19 protein-coding genes and 1 pseudogene are annotated in these 17,199 nt (G+C 63.1%); 2 read left to right on the top strand and 18 right to left on the bottom strand.

The window, feature by feature from the left end; translation table 11 throughout:
* Positions 1-5: 5 nt before the first annotated feature.
* The 4 genes from EJ076_RS17990 to EJ076_RS17975 are packed head-to-tail and all read right to left on the bottom strand — an operon-like array spanning position 6 to position 3,817.
* Entirely contained in the window at positions 6-755 is a 750-nt protein-coding gene (locus EJ076_RS17990; RefSeq protein WP_126068794.1) for an ABC transporter permease, read from the bottom strand.
* Positions 752-1,690: an ABC transporter ATP-binding protein gene (locus tag EJ076_RS17985; RefSeq protein WP_126068793.1), complete on the bottom strand. Its 939-nt coding sequence runs from the start codon at positions 1,688-1,690 to the stop codon at positions 752-754. Before EJ076_RS17985 ends, EJ076_RS17990 begins: the two co-directional genes overlap by 4 nt.
* Positions 1,687-2,850 carry an ABC transporter permease gene (locus EJ076_RS17980; protein WP_126068792.1) on the bottom strand — a complete coding sequence of 388 codons (1,164 nt, stop codon included), beginning with the start codon at positions 2,848-2,850 and terminating at the stop codon, positions 1,687-1,689. The genes EJ076_RS17985 and EJ076_RS17980 overlap by 4 nt, the downstream gene beginning before the upstream one ends.
* Positions 2,851-2,905: 55 nt before the next feature.
* The gene (locus EJ076_RS17975; protein ID WP_126068791.1) at positions 2,906-3,817 is read right to left on the bottom strand and encodes an ABC transporter substrate-binding protein; all 912 of its coding nucleotides are present in this window, start codon (positions 3,815-3,817) and stop codon (positions 2,906-2,908) included.
* A 206-nt stretch (positions 3,818-4,023) separates the two neighbouring features.
* Between EJ076_RS17975 and EJ076_RS17970 the strand changes: the two genes are divergently transcribed.
* A complete protein-coding gene (locus tag EJ076_RS17970; RefSeq protein ID WP_126068790.1) occupies positions 4,024-4,596 on the top strand; it encodes an NADPH-dependent FMN reductase in 573 nt (190 codons plus the stop codon).
* An 8-nt stretch (positions 4,597-4,604) separates the two neighbouring features.
* Here the strand turns inward: EJ076_RS17970 and EJ076_RS17965 are convergent, their stop codons facing one another.
* From EJ076_RS17965 to EJ076_RS17920, 10 genes and pseudogenes are all read right to left on the bottom strand, one after another.
* On the bottom strand, positions 4,605-5,816 hold the full coding sequence (locus EJ076_RS17965; protein ID WP_126068789.1) for an MFS transporter: 1,212 nt from the start codon (positions 5,814-5,816) through the stop codon (positions 4,605-4,607).
* The gene (gene nusB / locus EJ076_RS17960) at positions 5,813-6,313 is read right to left on the bottom strand and encodes a transcription antitermination factor NusB (protein WP_126068788.1); all 501 of its coding nucleotides are present in this window, start codon (positions 6,311-6,313) and stop codon (positions 5,813-5,815) included. The genes EJ076_RS17965 and nusB overlap by 4 nt, the downstream gene beginning before the upstream one ends.
* Complete coding sequence (gene ribH / locus EJ076_RS17955) at positions 6,310-6,804, bottom strand: 6,7-dimethyl-8-ribityllumazine synthase (RefSeq protein ID WP_109668609.1); 495 nt, start codon at positions 6,802-6,804, stop codon at positions 6,310-6,312. Before ribH ends, nusB begins: the two co-directional genes overlap by 4 nt.
* Before the next feature lie 84 nt (positions 6,805-6,888).
* Entirely contained in the window at positions 6,889-7,059 is a 171-nt protein-coding gene (locus EJ076_RS36155) for a hypothetical protein (protein ID WP_348639797.1), read from the bottom strand.
* Positions 7,059-7,676 carry a riboflavin synthase gene (locus tag EJ076_RS17945; RefSeq protein ID WP_126068786.1) on the bottom strand — a complete coding sequence of 206 codons (618 nt, stop codon included), beginning with the start codon at positions 7,674-7,676 and terminating at the stop codon, positions 7,059-7,061. Before EJ076_RS17945 ends, EJ076_RS36155 begins: the two co-directional genes overlap by 1 nt.
* A gap of 11 nt (positions 7,677-7,687) precedes the next feature.
* Positions 7,688-8,803, bottom strand: a complete 1,116-nt coding sequence (gene ribD, locus EJ076_RS17940) for a bifunctional diaminohydroxyphosphoribosylaminopyrimidine deaminase/5-amino-6-(5-phosphoribosylamino)uracil reductase RibD (RefSeq protein WP_126068785.1) — start codon at positions 8,801-8,803, stop codon at positions 7,688-7,690.
* Positions 8,804-8,805: 2 nt separating this feature from the next.
* Positions 8,806-9,285 (bottom strand): transcriptional regulator NrdR, encoded by a 480-nt coding sequence (gene nrdR / locus EJ076_RS17935; RefSeq protein ID WP_023810227.1) that lies wholly within the window; start codon positions 9,283-9,285, stop codon positions 8,806-8,808.
* A gap of 163 nt (positions 9,286-9,448) precedes the next feature.
* Complete coding sequence (locus EJ076_RS17930) at positions 9,449-10,102, bottom strand: hypothetical protein (RefSeq protein ID WP_126068784.1); 654 nt, start codon at positions 10,100-10,102, stop codon at positions 9,449-9,451.
* Positions 10,103-10,174: 72 nt separating this feature from the next.
* Positions 10,175-11,488 (bottom strand): serine hydroxymethyltransferase, encoded by a 1,314-nt coding sequence (gene glyA / locus EJ076_RS17925; RefSeq protein WP_013532252.1) that lies wholly within the window; start codon positions 11,486-11,488, stop codon positions 10,175-10,177.
* A gap of 376 nt (positions 11,489-11,864) precedes the next feature.
* Positions 11,865-13,117 (bottom strand): annotated as a pseudogene (locus EJ076_RS17920) (L,D-transpeptidase family protein).
* Between the two features lie 372 nt (positions 13,118-13,489).
* On the opposite strand from EJ076_RS17920, the gene EJ076_RS17915 reads away from it, so the two are divergent.
* A complete protein-coding gene (locus EJ076_RS17915; RefSeq protein WP_126068783.1) occupies positions 13,490-14,023 on the top strand; it encodes a hypothetical protein in 534 nt (177 codons plus the stop codon).
* Positions 14,024-14,135: 112 nt separating this feature from the next.
* Here EJ076_RS17915 and EJ076_RS17910 read toward each other — a convergent pair whose 3' ends face one another.
* The 4 genes from EJ076_RS17910 to EJ076_RS17895 all read right to left on the bottom strand — a co-directional run bounded on the left by EJ076_RS17910 (position 14,136) and on the right by EJ076_RS17895 (position 17,010).
* Positions 14,136-14,651 carry a winged helix DNA-binding protein gene (locus EJ076_RS17910; RefSeq protein WP_008875359.1) on the bottom strand — a complete coding sequence of 172 codons (516 nt, stop codon included), beginning with the start codon at positions 14,649-14,651 and terminating at the stop codon, positions 14,136-14,138.
* Between the two features lie 238 nt (positions 14,652-14,889).
* On the bottom strand, positions 14,890-15,312 hold the full coding sequence (locus tag EJ076_RS17905) for a DUF6163 family protein (RefSeq protein ID WP_109668597.1): 423 nt from the start codon (positions 15,310-15,312) through the stop codon (positions 14,890-14,892).
* Positions 15,309-16,352 carry an enoyl-CoA hydratase/isomerase family protein gene (locus EJ076_RS17900; RefSeq protein WP_126068782.1) on the bottom strand — a complete coding sequence of 348 codons (1,044 nt, stop codon included), beginning with the start codon at positions 16,350-16,352 and terminating at the stop codon, positions 15,309-15,311. The genes EJ076_RS17905 and EJ076_RS17900 overlap by 4 nt, the downstream gene beginning before the upstream one ends.
* A gap of 109 nt (positions 16,353-16,461) precedes the next feature.
* Positions 16,462-17,010 carry an isoprenylcysteine carboxylmethyltransferase family protein gene (locus EJ076_RS17895; RefSeq protein WP_126068781.1) on the bottom strand — a complete coding sequence of 183 codons (549 nt, stop codon included), beginning with the start codon at positions 17,008-17,010 and terminating at the stop codon, positions 16,462-16,464.
* Positions 17,011-17,199: the final 189 nt, after the last annotated feature.

The following is a 17,199-nucleotide window of genomic DNA, read 5'->3' as shown; positions in this document are numbered from 1 at the left end:
GCGAACTAGGCCGCCTCTCTGCCCATACGGCGCGCCGTGTAGCGCTCGATCGCCGACAGACCGTCATAGATCAGCACGGCAAGGGCTGCCACGATCAGGCCGCCCTGCAGGATGAAAGCAAGGTTGTTGGACAACAGCCCGGCGATGATCACTTCGCCCAGGGTCTTTGCGGCCACGGTCGAGCCGATGGTGGCGGTGGCAAGGCTGATGACCACCGACAGCCTGATGCCGCCGAGAATGATCGGGGCGCTGAGCGGCAGCTCGACCTTGGTGAGCCGTTGCCAACCGGTCATGCCGGCACCGCGCGCCGCCTCGACCACATTGGCCGGCAGCGTCGTCAGGCCGGTCAGCGCATTCTCGAAGATAGGCAGCAGGCCGTAGAGAAACAGCGCGATCAGCGTCGGCTTCTCGCCGAAGCCAACGGCCGGCACCGCGAGCGCCAGCACCGCCACCGGCGGAAAGGTCTGGCCGATGTTGACCAGGCTGCGCGACAGCGGCAGGAATTCGGCACCGGCCGGTCTGGTGACCAGGATGGCAAGCGCCACCGCGACGATGGTTGCAGCCACGGTGGCGATCAGAACCGTGCGCAAATGCAGCAATGTCAGCGTCAGCAGGCTGCCCTGGTTGTAGATCACCGGCGCATTGTTCTCGGTCAACGGCTTCAGCAGTGGCTCGAACCAGCCGGGATTGGTGACAAAGGCGACGAGCAGCACCACCAAGGCCAGCCTGAGCAGCGATGGAAGCCAGGCCTTCATGCCGGCCTCGCCGCGCGTTTCACCAGACCGTCGACGGTGACGCGGCCAAGCGGCTTGCCGTCGGCGCCTTTGACGGGCAGCGCCGGCCGGCCCGACCACAACAATTCGGCCAGTGCGTCGCGCTGGCTGGCGTCGCCGGGGATCGCTTCGCCTTCGGCCGAGCCCTTCTCCACGGCATCGCGGACGCGACCGAGCGACAGCAACCGGAACGGCCGCTCGCTGGCGCCGACCAGGGTCTCGACGAAGGCACTTGCAGGCTTCGCCAGGATCTCGGCTGGCTTGGCGTATTGCACGAGCTTGCCGGCATCCATGACCGCGATCTTGTCGCCCATATGCACGGCCTCTTCCATGTCGTGGGTGACGAGGATGATGGTGGTGCCGAAGCGCTTCTGGATCGCCAGCAGATCCTCCTGCGCCTTGGTGCGGATGATCGGATCCAACGCGCCGAACGGTTCGTCCATCAACAGCACGTTGGGCTCGGCGGCGAGCGCGCGGGCAACGCCGACACGCTGCTGCTGGCCGCCGGACAGTTCGTGCGGGTAGCGCGGACCGAATGCTTCGGGATCGAGCTGATAGAGCGTCATCAACTCGTCGACCCGGGCCTTGATGCGGGCCTTGTCCCAGCCGAGCAGCACCGGCACGGTGGCAATGTTCTGCGCCACCGTACGATGCGGAAACAGGCCGTGGCCCTGGATGGCGTAGCCGATGCTGCGGCGCAGCTCGTAACCCGGCAGCGAACGATTGTCGGCGCCGTCGAGCTTGATGATGCCCGAGGTCGGCTCGACCAGCCGGTTGATCATGCGCAGCAGCGTCGTCTTGCCGGAACCGGAGGTGCCGACAATGACGCAAACCGTGCGCGGCTCGATGACCATCGAAACGTCATCGACCACTGTTGTCGCGTCATAGCGCTTGGTAATGCCTTCGATCTCGATCATGCCGTTTCAACCCTGCGCTTGGTGGCAGTCATTTCGATCACCGCATCGAGGATGATGGCGGCGGCGAAGGCGAGCGCGACCGTTGGCACGGCGCCGAGCAGCACGAGGTCCATCGCCGTCTGGCCAACGCCCTGGAAGACGAAGACGCCGAAACCACCGCCACCGATCAGCGCGGCAATGGTGGCAAGGCCGATGTTCTGCACCAAAACGATGCGGATGCCGGTGAGAATGACAGGAAATGCCAGCGGAAACTCGACGCCGAACAGGCGCTGCCTGTCGGTCATGCCCATGCCGCGCGCGGCGTCGTTGGCGGCCCGCGGCACGCCGGCGAGACCGACCACGGTGTTGGCCACCACCGGCAGCAGCGAATAGAGGAACAGTGCGACGAAGGCGGGTGCTGTGCCGATGCCACGAATGCCGAGCGCGGCAGCCCCCGGCACATGCGTGGCGACCCAGCCGAGTGGCGCGATCAGCAGGCCGAACAGCGCGATCGAGGGAATGGTCTGGATGATGTTGAGCACGTTGAGCACGCCGGCGCGCAGCCTTTCGACGCGATGGCACAGGATGCCGAGCGGCAGGCCGACGATCACCGCAGCAGCCAGCGAACCGAGCGCCAGCGTCACATGCTTGGAGCCTTCCGCCCAGAAACTCTCGGCGCGGTTGGCGTATTCCTTCAGGATGGAAAGGTCGTTCCAGCTTCCCGAAATCAGCAAAAGACCGATCGCCGCGCTGGCCGCGACCAGCACACCAACCCGCCCCCAGGGCGACAGGTTCAGCCGTGTCAGCACGTCAGCCAGCAAAAGCGTGAAGGCAAAGATGAGAATCCAGAAGCCTGAGGCCGGCGAAACCCTCGCAAAGGTGTTGCCCGCCGGCGTGAGAAATGTGCCGGCGACGCCAACCAGCAGCGCGAGCGCGGCAAGCGCCACCACGCTGGCGGCGAGGCGCAGCACAAGCGGCGTCCTGAACAGAGCAATGAGCGCGCCGACGACGATGATGGCGAGCAGCAGCGCCCCGATGGTTGCCGGCAGCGCCTCGAGAATCGAGCGCGCCTGGCCGGGGACGATGCGGTTAGCGCGGAACGTGGCAAAGGGCGCGGCAAAAGCCGCATAGGCTGATATCGCGGCGATGACCACGCCGAGCTTGTCGAACCGAATGTTCACGCCCTCCCCCGTCAGTCGATCCGGCGCGCCACGAAAGCGGCGCGCCGGAATCGTCCTACTTCAGGAAGCCGTTCTTCTTCAGGAAGTCTTCGGCGACGCCCTTGACCGGCTCGCCGCCGACCTGCACGCGACCGTTCAACTCCTGCAGCGTGACGAGGTCGAGTTTGGCGAAGACCGGCTTGAGCAGCGTCTCGATCTCGGGATGTTCCTTCAGCACCTTTTCGCGAATGATCGGCGCCGGTTGGTAGACCGGCTGCACGCCCTTGTCGTCGTCGAGCACGACGAGCCCGGACGGTGCGATGCCGCCATCGGTGCCGTAGACCATGGCGGCGTTGGCGCCACTGGTCTGGTTGGCGGCGGCAGCGATGGTGGCCGCGGTGTCGCCGCCCGAGAGCGTGATCAGTTGCTCAGGCTTCAGCGTGAAGCCATAGGTGGTCTGGAAGGCCGGCAGGGCGGCGGCCGAATTGACGAACTCGGCGGAAGCCGCCAGCACCACCTGGCCGCCGCCCGCGACATATTTGCCGAAGTCAGTGAGCGTGGCGAGCTTGTTGGTCTCGGCGACTTCCTTGCGCAACGCGATCGCCCAGGTGTTGTTGGCGGGTGATGGCGACAGCCAGACGATCTTGTTGGCGTCGTAGTCGAGCTTCTTGGCCGTCTCATAGGCCTCGGCGGCATCTTTCCAGACCGGGTCGTCGGCCTTTTCGAAGAAGAAGGCGGCGTTGCCGGTGTATTCGGGATAGATGTCGATCTCACCGGCAGTGATCGCCTTGCGCACCACCGGCGTACCACCGAGCTGGATACGGTCTGATGTCTTGATGTTGTTGGCGTTGAGGACGAGCTGGATGATGTTGCCGAGCACGCCGCCCTCGGTGTCGATCTTCGAAGACACAACCACCTGGGCGCTGGCGGAAGCCGCCGTGATGCCGAGCGCCAATGCCGCGCCGGCCAGGACCTTGACTGAAAACATCGTGAAAACCCCTTGCTATGAACCGAAATGCGGTGGCCGCATATAAGCATGGCTTCAACGGCCAGTCGGGGCACACGGTTTCATAACAAGGGGGATCAGCGCAATATTTTTGTTCGGAAGGCCGATTTCGAGGCGACGCTGGCGATCTGCTGCCATCTGGCGGATAATGCAATGAGGGTGCGGGTGGCAAACACGGAGAGCGTGTCATGGCCATACACAAAGTCGGTTACCTCATCGGCAGTCTTGCCCGGGAATCCATCAACCGCAAGCTCGCGAAGGCGCTCGTTCAACTGGCTCCTCCGGAACTTGAAATGACGGAAATCGTTTTCAGGGATCTGCCCCTTTACAGCTACGACTATGACGCGAATTTCCCACCGGTCGCCAGGGATTTCAAAGAGGCGATCGCCTCCGTTCAGGCCGTGCTGTTCGTTACCCCGGAGTACAATCGCTCGATCCCTGGCGGATTGAAGAACGCGATCGACTGGGCCAGCCGCCCCTATGGAAAGAATTCATTCGCGCGCAAACCGTCCGCCGTCATCGGAACATCGCCGGGCGCCATCGCAACCGCTGTCGCCCAACAAAGCCTGCGCAGCGTTCTGAGCTTCTGCAACTCACCCCAGATGAATGCGCCGGAAGCCTATATCCAGTTCACGCCGGGACTGATAACGGACGACGGCGAAGTGACGGTCGAATCCACCGAGGACTTCCTACGCAACTACATGGCTGAGTTCCACATGTTCATAGCGCGGGTGCTTCAGGTGTTGCCGCCGGACGCATAGGTTTGGCGTCAAACCGGGTGCGCGCTCGTCACCTTCAGCGCGCCTAGCGCCACGAAACAGAGCACAGCAACCGGGAATACCATCCAGTTCAGCATCTCCCAACCCCAGGCGTTGTAGACCATGCCCGACATCAGCGAGGCGCAGGCGACGGAGCCGAACAGGACGAAATCGTGGAAGCCTTGCACCTTGCCCTTTTCCGACGGCCGGTAGCTGGCCGCCACCATCGCCGTCGCGCCGATGAAGCCGAAATTCCAGCCAAGGCCGAGCAGGATCAGCGATGTCCAGAATTGCCAGAGCGCCAGGCCCGACAGAGCGACAATGGCGCAGCCGATGAGCAGGACTAGGCCGAGGGCCACAATGCGTTCGGCGCCGAAGCGATGGATCAGCGAGCCGGTGAAGAAGCTTGGCGCGAACATCGCCATGACGTGCCAGGAGATGCCGAGCGTCGCGTCATCCTCCGACAGTCCGCAACCGACCATGGCCAGCGGTGCGCCGGTCATGACGAAGCTCATCAGCGCGTAGCTGCCGACCGCGCAGAAAAGTGCGGCGACGAAGCGCGGCTGCGTGACGATTTCGGCCAATGGCCTGGCGTCGCTGGCGGCGATCTCCACCTTGCCGGATGCTTTCGCCGGCAGCCGCAGGAACGACAGGATGATGGCGCCGACCGCGGCCAACGGCAGGATGGAGACGAACGAACCGGCAAACATCACCGGCGCCAACAATTCGCGTGTGAAGATGACGATCTGCGGCCCGAGGATGGCGGTGATGATACCACCGGCCAGCACGAAAGAGATGGCGCGCGCCTTGAACTCCGGCGGTGCGTTGTCGGCGGCGGCGAAGCGGAACTGCTGGACGAAGGCGCCGCCGACACCGATCGTGAGCAAGCCAAAGGCAAACAGCCAGAAGCTGCTTTGGAAGAGCGCAAGCGTGGCGACGAGGCCGCCAAGCGCGGTGACGATTGTTCCGGTCATGAAGCCGCCGCGCTGGCCCATGCTGCGGATGATGGCCGCCGCGGGCAACGCGCCAAGCGCCACGCCGATGTTGAAGCCGGTGATCGGCGCCGTCGCCAGTGATTTGTCGGGGCCAAGCAGATATTGCCCGGCCAGCGCCCCCATGGAGATGGCGATGGGGGCCGCCGAGCCGATGATCGCCTGCGAGGCGGCGAGGATCAAAGCGGTGCGGCGAGCCTCCCTGCCGGCCTCGACGGCGATTGCCGTCATGATGCGTCCTTGCCGCGCCCCTCGCCACGCACCCGGCGTGACACACGGTCGAGAACGGCATTGACCAGCTTCGGCTCATCTTCCTCGTAGAAAGCCTTGGCGATGTCGACATATTCGGAGACGATAACCGCGACGGGAACATCCTCGCGTTTCATCAGCTCGTAGACGCCGGCGCGCAGAATGCCGCGCAGCGTCGAATCGAGCCGCGACAGCGGCCAGTCCTCGGTCAGCGCCTGGCGGATGATGGGATCGATGGTCTTCTGGTTCTCGACGACACCCGCCAGGATGGCGCGAAACCATTGCGCATCGGCCTCGCGGTAGAGCGCGCCGTCGACTTCCTTGCCGAGACGAAAGGCTTCGTATTCGGCGGTGATCTCGAAGACGCCGCTGCCGGCGACATCCATCTGGTAGAGCGCCTGCACGGCGGCCAGACGGGCAGCGCCGCGCTTGTTGGCGTGGCGCACTGCCGGCTGGCCGGGCGAAGCGGGTTCGCTCACGATCGCGCTCCCAATTGTTCCTTGAGGGCGATCATGGTCAGCGCCGCACGCGCGGCAAAGCCACCCTTGTCGCCCTCCGAGCGCTTGGCGCGAGTCCAGGCCTGGGCGTCATTCTCGGTGGTCAGGATGCCGTTACCGATGCAGACCGAGTCCTGCACGCTCAGGTCCATGAGCGCGCGGCTGGATTCATTGGCGACAATGTCGAAATGATAGGTGTCGCCGCGGATGATGGTGCCGAGCGCAACAAAGCCGTCATAATGTGTGCCGCCCTCCGTCGCCCCGTCCAGCGCGAAGGTAATCACCGCGGGAATCTCGAGCGAACCTGGAACGGTGACGACGTCGTAAGTCGCGCCCGCTTCATCGAGCGCGCTTGTCGCGCCTTCGAGCAGCGTGTCGGCAAGATCGTCATGAAAGCGCGCTTCGACAATGAGCAGATGCGCCTTCGTCTTCGGACGAATGAAGGCTTTGCCGTGTTGGGATGTGCCAGCCATAAAAGTCTCCGGGGATCGCCGGTGACTTAGGCCGAAGCCGGGTTGACCGCAAGCGAAGATGTTGCACGCGCCCGGTTTGCCAACCTATTCAGGTTCACTAACCTCGTTCTTGAGATGGCTGTCGAGGTTATCAACCCAGGTCTGTACGGTCTGATGATCGATCACACGACCGGCGTCCACATCGGCCAGCGCTTCGAGTGTCAGGCGCCGGAGTTCTTCTTCTTGTTCAGCCGAGATCCGTCTATTCTTGACCATCAAAGCCCCTCTTTCTCTGCCTCCACGAGACGCGCCGCGTAGCGGGCCATGGTGTCGATCTCGAGATTGACGCGGTCGCCGACCTTGCGCTCGCCCCAGGTGGTCACGGTCAGCGAATGGTGGATCAGTAGCACGTCGAAACGCGTGGCTTCGACCTTGTTGACGGTGAGCGAGGTGCCGTCGAGTGCGACCGAGCCTTTTGGCGCAATGAACTTCGCCAGCTCGCGCGGTGCTTCGAGAGTAAAACGCACCGCGTCGCCCTCATCCTTGCGCTCGACGATCTCCGCCATACCGTCGACATGACCCGAAACGATGTGGCCGCCGAGTTCGTCGCCGATCTTCAGCGCCCGCTCCAGATTGATCCGCGTGCCTGACTTCCAGCCCATCGCCGTCGTCAGCCTGAGCGCCTCTTCCCAGGCCTCGACCTCGAACCAGCGCGCGTTCGAGCCGCTGTCGGGCAAGGCCGTCACTGTCAGGCAAACGCCGCCACAGGAGATCGAGGCGCCGATGGCGATGGTCTGTGGGTCATAGGCGGTGTCGATGCGCAAACCCACCCCTTCCCTGAGCGGCTTGACGGAAGCGACAGTGCCGACATCGGTGACAATTCCGGTAAACATCGGTGTTGATCCTAAAGGTCTCTTATCCACTCGGCGTAGCTGTCTTCGCCAAAGCGCATCTCGCGCAGCTTGCGAAATCCTGCCGGGATATGGTCAGCGTCGATCGGCGATGCAATGCCGCCATTGCCAATCGCTTCCGGCCCCTCGAACAGCACGATGCGGTCGACCAGCCCATCGGCCAGGAAAGCGCTCGCCACCTTGGCGCCGCCCTCGACCAGAACACTGGCCATGCCAAGCGCTGCCAGATCCTCGAGCAGTTCCGGCAGCGCGACGCCGCCCTCATGCGTTTCAGTACCGATGAAGCGCACACCGGCGCGTTCGATTGCTGCTCGCCGCAACGGATCGGCCTCAAGGCAAGCGGCGACATAGAGTGGCACCCGGTCAACGCCCGAAACCAGTTTCGAGGCCTCCGGCAACCTGATCTGGCGGTCGAGCACGATGCGCGCCGGCGAACGGTTCTCCAGCCCCGGCAAGCGCACCGTCAGGGCCGGATCATCCTCAAGGGCTGTGCCGATACCAACCAATATGCCGTCGGCCTCGGCCCGCATCAGGTATACTTCGCGGCGCGCAATATCGCCGGTGATCGACACCTGTCCCCCGCCTTCCCAGCCGATCTTGCCGTCGCTGGAAAGCGCAAGCTTGAGAATCACTTCGGGGCGTTTTCTCAGCGATCGAATCAAATAGCCGGCCATCTGCTCGGCGGCTTCCGCCGCCAACACCTTCTCGACCACCTCGACACCGGCGGCACGCAGGATTGCGTAGCCCTTGCCGGACACGCGCGAATCGGGATCGCTGGCGGCGCCGACGACGCGCGCGACACCGGCATTGACCAGCGCATTGGCGCAAGGCGGCGTGCGGCCATGATGGGCGCAAGGTTCGAGAGTGACGTAAGCGGTGGCGCCGCGCGCGAGCGCGCCAGCCTCGGCCAGGGCCTCGGTCTCGGCATGCGGGCGGCCGCCGACAGCGGTGACGCCGGTGCCGACGATCATCGGGCCATTGCCGTCATCGCGCACGATCAGCGTGCCGACAGACGGGTTGGTCGCGGTGCGCCCGGCATTTTTTCGCGACAGTCTGAGTGCCGCCGCCATGAAGCGGCGATCAAGGGCGGCCTGTTCGCTTGCAGTCATGCTCAGCTGGCTTCCTCTTCACCCTTGATTTCGTCCCCCTTGAGCTCGCCCAGCAATTCGTGGAAATCCTTGGCCTCGCGAAAATTGCGGTAAACCGAGGCGAAGCGGACATAGGCGACATCGTCGAGCGATTTCAACGCTTCCATGACCAGTCGGCCGACCTCGCCGGAGGCCACTTCGGTCTCGCCGGAGCTTTCGAGCTGGCGCACGATGCCGGTCACCGCGCGATCGATGCGCTCGGGATCGACATTGCGCTTGCGCACGGCGATCTCCACCGAGCGCAACAGCTTGTCGCGGTCGAACGGCACTTTGCGGCCCGATTTCTTGACCACGACAAGGTCGCGCAACTGCACACGCTCGAAGGTGGTGAAGCGGCCGCCGCAATCGGGGCAGACGCGCCGTCGGCGGATCGCCGCGCCATCCTCGGCGGGGCGCGAATCCTTCACCTGCGTATCTTCTGACTGGCAATAGGGACAGCGCATGGAGTAGCCTTTGGTTGGCGAATCTGGTGAAGCGAAAGGCTTAGAGGTTTTTGCAACGATGGCAAAGTATCGCCACCAACCCCTCGCCTCTCAGCCACAGAGATAGCGAGGCGCATGCAAGATTGCCAGCCTCGCCAAGCAGCCAGACTGCGTGCCGATGTCGTCAGGGGGCGACGTCGGCGGTCGGAAACCCGCACGATGCGCCGAGACTGCGATAGGCCTTGGTGAAGCCGTCCATGGATATGCTTCCAACCGGCGCATCGCCGAAAGAGACGTCAAGCGCCGATGCCCGGCGCATGACGCGCAAGAGCGCCAGGCTGGTCTTGGCCTGATTGTCCACGGTCCAGCTGAGCCGGCCGTTGACCGCGCCATCGGAATGGAGCTTTGCGGCGACGCGGCCCTTGTCGTCGCCGAAAGTGGCGGCGACGGACTTGCCGGCCGGCAGATCCTTGTTGTCAACAGCGATGGTTATGGACGGGTAGGCATCCGGCGGCAGGGCATCGCCGTTCGTGATGACGAGCGTCAGGGTACCAGGCACGCCACCGGCGCCGATAAAGGCGGTCGAGGCCGCGCAGGTCTTGCGCAGATCCTCACCGGTGTCGACCTCGTCGACCAGGGTTGACCACCTGCCAAAGGTTTCGAGCTTGGGTGCCGCCTGGGCCGGTGCCGCGGGTGCGACCTGGGCAGGGGCGGGTTGCGCGGGCGCGGCTTGAGCAGGGGCGGTCTGCGCCAAGGCGACGTCGGGGAGCGGCAAGGCCATCAAAGCGGCCAGAACGCCTACGGCGCCAAGGTCGGCGAGCCGAAATAGTCGCATCATCAAGGCTCCTGCCGGTCGCCCGGCCTGCTGAGACGCTTGTCGTCGCAGCAGGCGGTAAGACCTCCTATCGCCTCAGCCGAGATAGGGATAGAGCGGGAAACGATCGGTCAGCGCCACGACCTTGGCCTTGACCGCGGCTTCGACAGCGGCATTGCCCTCGTCGGAATTGGCGACCTTGAGACCATCCAGCACTTCGGCGATCAGCTTGCCGATCTCGCGGAATTCGGCCTGGCCAAAGCCGCGCGTGGTGCCGGCCGGGGTGCCGAGACGCACGCCCGAGGTGACGAAAGGCTTTTCCGGATCGAACGGGATGCCGTTCTTGTTGCAGGTGATGTTGGCGCGGCCCAGCGCTGCCTCGGCGCGCTTGCCGGTGGCATTCTTGGGCCTGAGGTCGACCAGCATCAAATGGTTGTCGGTGCCGCCGGAGACGATGTCGAGCCCGGTTTCCTTGAGACTTGAGGCAAGCGCCTTGGCGTTGGCGGCGACGCTCTCGGCGTAGACCTTGAAGCTCGGCTTCAGCGCTTCGCCGAAAGCCACCGCCTTGGCGGCGATGACATGCATCAGTGGACCGCCCTGCAAGCCGGGGAACACCGCCGAGTTCATCTTCTTGGCGATGTCCTCGTCATTGCACAGGATCATGCCGCCGCGCGGGCCGCGCAACGACTTGTGCGTCGTGGTGGTCACGACATGGGCGTGCGGCAGCGGTGACGGATGCACGCCGCCGGCGACCAGGCCGGCGATGTGCGCCATGTCGACCATCAGGTAGGCGCCGACCGCATCGGCGATCTCGCGAAAACGCTTCCAGTCCCAGACGCGCGAATAGGCGGTGCCGCCGGCCAGGATCAGCTTCGGCTTGGTCTCATGCGCGGTCTTCTCGATGGCGTCCATGTCGAGCAGATGGTCGTCCTGGCGCACGCCATAGGAGACGACCTTGAACCATTTGCCACTCATGTTGACCGGCGAACCGTGGGTCAGATGGCCGCCGGAATTGAGGTCGAGGCCCATGAAAGTATCGCCTGGCTGCAAGAGCGCCAGGAACACCGCCTGATTCATCTGGCTGCCGGAATTCGGCTGGACGTTGGCGAAGTTGCAGCCGAACAGCTTCTTTGCCCGCTCGATGGCCAGTTCCTCGGCCACGTCGACGAACTGGCAGCCGCCATAGTAACGCTTGCCCGGATAGCCCTCGGCGTATTTGTTGGTCATGATCGAGCCTTGCGCTTCAAGCACGGCGCGGGAAACAATGTTTTCCGAGGCGATCAGCTCGATCTCGTGACGCTGACGACCGAGTTCGTTGCGGATGGCGCCGAAAATCTCCGGATCGGCGTCAGCCAGCGTGGTTTCGAAGAAGGATTCGAATTTGTTCGACACTGCCGCTGCTGTTGCCATGGCCTGAAATCCTCGGGGTTCGGGGGCTGCGAAGGTTCGCCGCGCCATTAACACAGTTGTTTTCGCCCCGCCACGTTTGCCGCGCGAAATTTGCTGGCCGGATTGCGCCAGCGAAGCCAGCAGGTCGCTATTTCCTCGCCTTGCGATCTTCAGCAAGGCCTCGCGCGCCAGACGCACCAGCGCGCCGGACACGGCGACGAGGACGCGTACGGCCAGAATGAACAGCGACTTCCATGGTCCGGTTCCAGACTTTCCCGCCGACCATGCGCAAAGCCGGCCGATCTGTCCAGCCGCCCCTCCCGCGAGAAACACAGCGGCACCCGAGCAACGAAAAGGCCGCCCTGAGCGGCGGCCTTTTTATAAAAAAATCAGTCACTTAAAGCGATGACGTGATCTGCAGCTCGTTGTTGCCGTCGAGCGCGTAGACGTCGTCGCGGAACTGCACGACGCCTGGGGCCGTAGACCAGGCCGAAAGATAGAGGAAGTGGACCGGCACGGGGTTGGTAATCTGGATCGGCGTGTTTTCGCCGGTCTTGATCGCCGCCTCGAAATGCTGACGGTCCCAGCCCGGCGTGTCGCGCAGGATCCAGGTGACGAGGTCGCGCACATTCTGCACGCGCACGCAGCCCGAGGAATCGAAGCGCATCATCTTGCCAAACAGGCTCTGCTGGGGGTATCGTGCATATAGACGCCGTCGGGGCTCGGGAAATTGATCTTAACCGACGCCATCGCATTGCCCGCGCCCGGATCCTGGCGGAAGCGATACTTGGCGGCGTCGTCGGTCGACCAGTCGACATTGAGCGGATCGACTTCGCTGCCGTCCGGCGCGAACAGGCGGATATGGCTGTCCTTCAGATAATCGGGATTCTTCCGCATCAGCGGAATGATGTCCTTGCGCACGATCGAGACCGGCGCATTCCAGTACGGATTGACGATGATCTCGTTGATCTTGGAATTGACGATCGGCGTCTGGCGATCGATCTTGCCGACAATCGCAGTATGGCGAAGCACGACGCGGTCGTTCTCGACCGCTTCGACCTGCGCCGCCGGAATGTCGACCAGCACGTAGCGACTGCCCAGCGTGCCGGCCTTCTCGCGCAGCCGCTGCAGATTGGTCTGCAACTGGCCAAGCCGGATTTGCGCCGAGACATTCATCGCCGCGTAGGTGTATTTGCCCATCGAGCCGTCGGCAGGCAGGCCGTGACGCAACTGGAAGCGCTTGACCGCCGAGTCGACGTAGGAGTCGAAAGCTGTCGAAATGCCGGCGCTCTGCGACAGGTCGCCAGAAACCATCAGCCGCTTGCGCAACGGCACCACATCAGGATCATCGACGCCGAGCTGCAGTTTCTTGGTCGCGGGAACCTCTACCCAACCGCCCTGCCCGGCAATGTTCTGATATTGCGCGACCGCCTGTTCGGTGAAAGCGACGGTCTGTGGGCTGAAGATCGGCAGCGTCGAGGCCACCTTGCCGCCCTCGCTGGCGCGGGCGTCGAACTGGTCGTCCCAATTGCCGCGCGCCGAGGATTTCAGGATATCACCGATCACATCCTGCGCATTGGCGCCGCCTGCGACCACTGCGGCTGCGAGCGCGGAGGCTCCGGAAAGGAAAAAACGGCGGCTGGTTTTCATGGACGTTCCAGACATTCTTGTAGCGTTCGATCTACTGCATTCGGTTATGGGGCGATCTTGCCCGCACTCTAGAATTGGCAATCTTAACAATTAGCCAACCATTGTCCGTGTCAGCTTGGCCACAAACGCTCGAGGCACGATACGGGTTCCGGGTGAACGCACGGCCTTCACCACAGCATCACCGGCATCCTCGGTTCCATTGGAATATGGCGGCAACGTGGCCTTGCGCCCAAATCCGCCCGGCCGGCTTTCCGAAAAGAACGGTCCGTGCTTTTTTGGTATCGATCGGCGATTGCCGACCACAATTTTTGCCGATGAGCCACAAGCCCCTGATAGTACAGTGACAGCTCGCCCAACGCGAGGAACGAGGCCATGCCTGGTGCCATTGCAGTCATCGCGACATTAGCCTTGGCCGGAGGCCCGAACGGCAGCCCACCGACGCCGGAGGAGATGGTCGCCTATTTCGTGCATGGCCTCGAACAGGGTGCGATCCCCAGATACGGGCAGCAGACCGACCAACCCTTCAAACAGGTTTCCCGATCGCCAGCGGTCTTTACCAGCACCGGCCCCAACGAGGTCGGCGACAAGATGGAAACGCTAAGGTTCACGGTGACGAAGCTCAGCGACTGCACCTACAAGGCCGAGCAGCAGTTCGAGGAGGACGGCGAACCCTATTATCGCCTGGCCTACACGCTGGACTTGAGTGCCGTTACGGCCATTGGCTTCGACAATCCGCCGGCCACCATCTCGCTCAAGGGGTTGACCAAGAGTTGCGCGACCAACACCGAAGGCAGTTGCGATCCGACCAGGGAGCCAGAAGCAATCGGCCCGTTCTTCGGCGAGCCGCGCCAGGCCGAACAGGCGCTTGCGTTTTTTCACGAGAAATTCTGCCCGCTGAAGCCGTAGCCGAGACGACGGCCGCCAAAAGAAAAGGCCGATGCCTTTCGGCACCGGCCCTGACTGAAGGTCGACATTTCGGCCGCGCTTCTGTGGCGCGGGCCGGATCTGATGCTGCGCCTTACATCCGGTAGGCGATGGTATCGTTCCAGAAGCGATCGAGCCGCTGCAGGGCGCGGTTCATCTGCTTGAACTCGTCGGTGTTGATGCCGCCGACCTGTTCGATCGAGCCGACATGACGCTCGTAAAGGCCGGCGACGACCTCGGCCACCTCGTTGCCCTTCGGCGTCAGCGAGACGCGGACCGAACGGCGGTCGATGCGCGAGCGCTGGTGGTTGATGAAGCCGAGATCGACCAGCTTCTTCAGATTGTAGGACACGTTCGAGCCGAGATAGTAGCCACGCGAGCGCAGTTCGCCGGCGGTCAGCTCGGAATTGCCGATGTTGAACAGCAGCAGCGCCTGGATGGCATTGATGTCGGAACGGCCGTTGCGGTCGAATTCGTCCTTGATCACATCAAGCAGGCGGCGGTGCAGCCGCTCAACAAGCTGCAGCGATTCCATGTACAGGGAACGGATAGCCTCGCGGCGATCGTCGGATACGTTGGCGGTCTTCGCCGCCGGACGCGAATTGATCATTGTCTTTGCCTCTCGTTTGTCGCCCTGGTGATTTTTTGTTTTTCACCTTGATCGCGACACTATCGAATACTCATAAAATTCGACTTAAACGCTAGGGCTAACAAGAGCTTACCGGTAACAGGTTTCGAAAGAGGCTTAACGAACGGTCACCCGAGCAAGGATAATTAACCTAAAGATTTCGGCAACAATTGAGGGGCCGAATCGAGGCAGAAGCCAGGTCGCCAATGTGCTCAAGGACTTAGTGGCGGACAGGGCGCTTCTGCAGGTAGATGACGACGCGGAAGACGATGTAGAGCACCGCCACCGCGGCATGCGAGACGACAATCAGCATACGGTGGCCGAAAAGCTCGGGAAAGCCGGCATACATGACGGTCTCGGTCACCGCGCAAATGAACCAGATCACCGGCCCCCAGGACGCCAGCATCCACAGGCCGGCAGCGGCGAAGGGAAAGAACACGGCGAGCACCACGGCCGCCACCTGCCAATGCACGGGCATCAGGTCGAAACGCCACAGCGAGCCCGGATAAAAGCCGATCAGCTTGATCCAGTAGAGAATGCCGAACAGCAGGCAGTAGCCCGATATGACGCGCTGGAACCAGGCGAAGATCACCTCCACCCCGGAGGGCTGCAGCACGACACGTCGGGAGGTCACTTCGCTCACAGCTCGAGCTCCCTTTCGCCCAGCGGAGCGAAATAGGCGTCGACATCGGCATCGCTGACCGCACCGAGGCTCGCCGGCCGCCACTGCGGCTTCGAGCCCTTGTCGATGATGGCGGCGCGAATGCCTTCGTAGAAATCATGGCCGGCCAGCATCCGGTTGAGGATGCGGAACTCCATCTTCATGCATGCTTCCATGGACAGGGTCAGCCCGGCGCTGATCTGACGCCAGGCGACGCGCAGGCTGGTGGGCGAGCGGGTGAGGATTGTCGCCAGCGTCTTTGCCGCGAATTCGTCGGCGCCTGCTGCCCGCTCCAGGCTGTCGATGACGCGTTTCAGGGACGGTTGCGAAAAATGGCTCGATATCGCCTCCAGCGTCGGCCTGTCGGTCTCTCGCCTTGCCTGGATGAAGAAACCGCGCAGCACCGATTCCGGGTCGCCGGTCAGCGTCAGCCGGTCGAGGAAGCCGCCCTGGTCCTCGGCCTTGATGGTGTGGGTGGCCAGGCCCGACCACAGGGCGTCGCCATAGCGGATGCGATTGCCGGTCAGCGCCAGATACATGCCGAAGGAGCCGCCGAGATCAGGCAGCAGGTGGCTGCCGCCGACATCGGGGAAAAAGCCGATGCCGACCTCCGGCATGGCGAACTGGGCATTCTCGGTCATCACCCGATGCGAGCCGTGGAAGGAAATGCCGACGCCACCGCCCATGACGATGCCGTCGATCAGGGCGACGTAGGGTTTCCTAGAGCTGTTGATGCGGGCATTGAGCCGGTATTCGTCGGCGAAGAACTCGACCGGCGGTTTTCCAGCCCGGCCGGTCTCGTAGACATGCAGGATGTCGCCGCCGGCCGAAAAGGCCCTGCCCTCGGCCTTGACGACGATGACGTCGATGCCTTGATCAGTCTCCCAGGCGCAAAGAGCAGCGTCGAGCGCCCTGATCATGCGGTGCGTCAAGGCATTGAGCGCCTGCGGCCGCGTCAAGGTGACGATGCCGGCCCGACCCAGATGTTCGAAGCGAATCTCGTCGCCTCCGCCAAAATCCATCGTGAAAGAATCCCTCCCCCGCGCCGGCGGGACTGAAGTGCTAAGCGGCGACCGGGCGAACGTCAATTGTCGTAGCCCGTGATGGAAAGCGCCATTCGGTTGAAAACTGCTACCACACGAACGGGATCAACGCCTTCGTCCGACGGGCATAGCCGGGGAATTCAGCGGGAAATTGCTGTGCCAGGAGCCTGTCTTCCGCGCCGACACGCCACAGAAAGATCGAACCCAGCAGTATCAGCAAAAAGACGAAGCCGTCGCCCGCCACGATCGCCGAACCGATGCATGCGACCAGGCCACCGCTGTACATGGGATGGCGCACATAGCGGTAAGGGCCCGACGTCACGAGTTCATGCCCCTGCTTTGCGGAGACGATCTGGCTCCAATTGCTGCCCAGGCTTTGCCGCGCCCAGACCAGGAAGGCCATTCCGGCAGCGGTTACCATGACACCAATGCTGCTCAAGGCAGCGTTTACGGGAGCGAAGTTGACGAAACGGAATGTCGACAGATGCGGAAGCAGGAAAGCAACAATCATCGCCACCATCAGGCCCAGGCGCTGTGGCATGTGCTCCTCGGTATCCCGTTTCACGCCGATGGCCGAAACGGTCAGATAGACAATCAGCAGGAGCCATGCGGCATAGACGAACCAGATGAAAACCATCGCTCGCTCCTTCGGTCAACCCGTGCGGACCTAGCGTGGCGTGAGGATGCGTCAAGCCCGCCGGTCAGGTGCCCGTTTGGATTTCGGGAGCGGAAAGAGGCAGTCTTTGCGCGCCGGCCAAATGGGTGCAAAATCGTCAGCTAAGGCACGGCTAACCGATCTCTGAGGCCGTCAACTCAAGGGCGACCA

Source organism: Mesorhizobium sp. M7D.F.Ca.US.005.01.1.1 (genome assembly GCF_003952545.1).
Lineage (GTDB): Bacteria > Pseudomonadota > Alphaproteobacteria > Rhizobiales > Rhizobiaceae > Mesorhizobium > Mesorhizobium loti.
This window is presented reverse-complemented; position numbering and strand designations above follow the sequence as displayed.

Excerpts from the sequence above, each read along its gene's own strand:
- EJ076_RS17990 (WP_126068794.1), bottom strand. The coding sequence starts at position 755 with ATGAAGGCCTGGCTTCCATCGCTGCTCAGGCTGGCCTTGGTGGTGCTG.
- EJ076_RS17985 (WP_126068793.1), bottom strand. The coding sequence starts at position 1,690 with ATGATCGAGATCGAAGGCATTACCAAGCGCTATGACGCGACAACAGTG.
- EJ076_RS17975 (WP_126068791.1), bottom strand. The coding sequence starts at position 3,817 with ATGTTTTCAGTCAAGGTCCTGGCCGGCGCGGCATTGGCGCTCGGCATC.
- EJ076_RS17970 (WP_126068790.1), top strand. The coding sequence starts at position 4,024 with ATGGCCATACACAAAGTCGGTTACCTCATCGGCAGTCTTGCCCGGGAA.
- EJ076_RS17965 (WP_126068789.1), bottom strand. The coding sequence starts at position 5,816 with ATGACGGCAATCGCCGTCGAGGCCGGCAGGGAGGCTCGCCGCACCGCT.
- ribH (WP_109668609.1), bottom strand. The coding sequence starts at position 6,804 with ATGGCTGGCACATCCCAACACGGCAAAGCCTTCATTCGTCCGAAGACG.
- EJ076_RS36155 (WP_348639797.1), bottom strand. The coding sequence starts at position 7,059 with ATGGTCAAGAATAGACGGATCTCGGCTGAACAAGAAGAAGAACTCCGG.
- EJ076_RS17945 (WP_126068786.1), bottom strand. The coding sequence starts at position 7,676 with ATGTTTACCGGAATTGTCACCGATGTCGGCACTGTCGCTTCCGTCAAG.
- ribD (WP_126068785.1), bottom strand. The coding sequence starts at position 8,803 with ATGACTGCAAGCGAACAGGCCGCCCTTGATCGCCGCTTCATGGCGGCG.
- nrdR (WP_023810227.1), bottom strand. The coding sequence starts at position 9,285 with ATGCGCTGTCCCTATTGCCAGTCAGAAGATACGCAGGTGAAGGATTCG.
- EJ076_RS17930 (WP_126068784.1), bottom strand. The coding sequence starts at position 10,102 with ATGATGCGACTATTTCGGCTCGCCGACCTTGGCGCCGTAGGCGTTCTG.
- glyA (WP_013532252.1), bottom strand. The coding sequence starts at position 11,488 with ATGGCAACAGCAGCGGCAGTGTCGAACAAATTCGAATCCTTCTTCGAA.
- EJ076_RS17915 (WP_126068783.1), top strand. The coding sequence starts at position 13,490 with ATGCCTGGTGCCATTGCAGTCATCGCGACATTAGCCTTGGCCGGAGGC.
- EJ076_RS17910 (WP_008875359.1), bottom strand. The coding sequence starts at position 14,651 with ATGATCAATTCGCGTCCGGCGGCGAAGACCGCCAACGTATCCGACGAT.
- EJ076_RS17900 (WP_126068782.1), bottom strand. The coding sequence starts at position 16,352 with ATGGATTTTGGCGGAGGCGACGAGATTCGCTTCGAACATCTGGGTCGG.
- EJ076_RS17895 (WP_126068781.1), bottom strand. The coding sequence starts at position 17,010 with ATGGTTTTCATCTGGTTCGTCTATGCCGCATGGCTCCTGCTGATTGTC.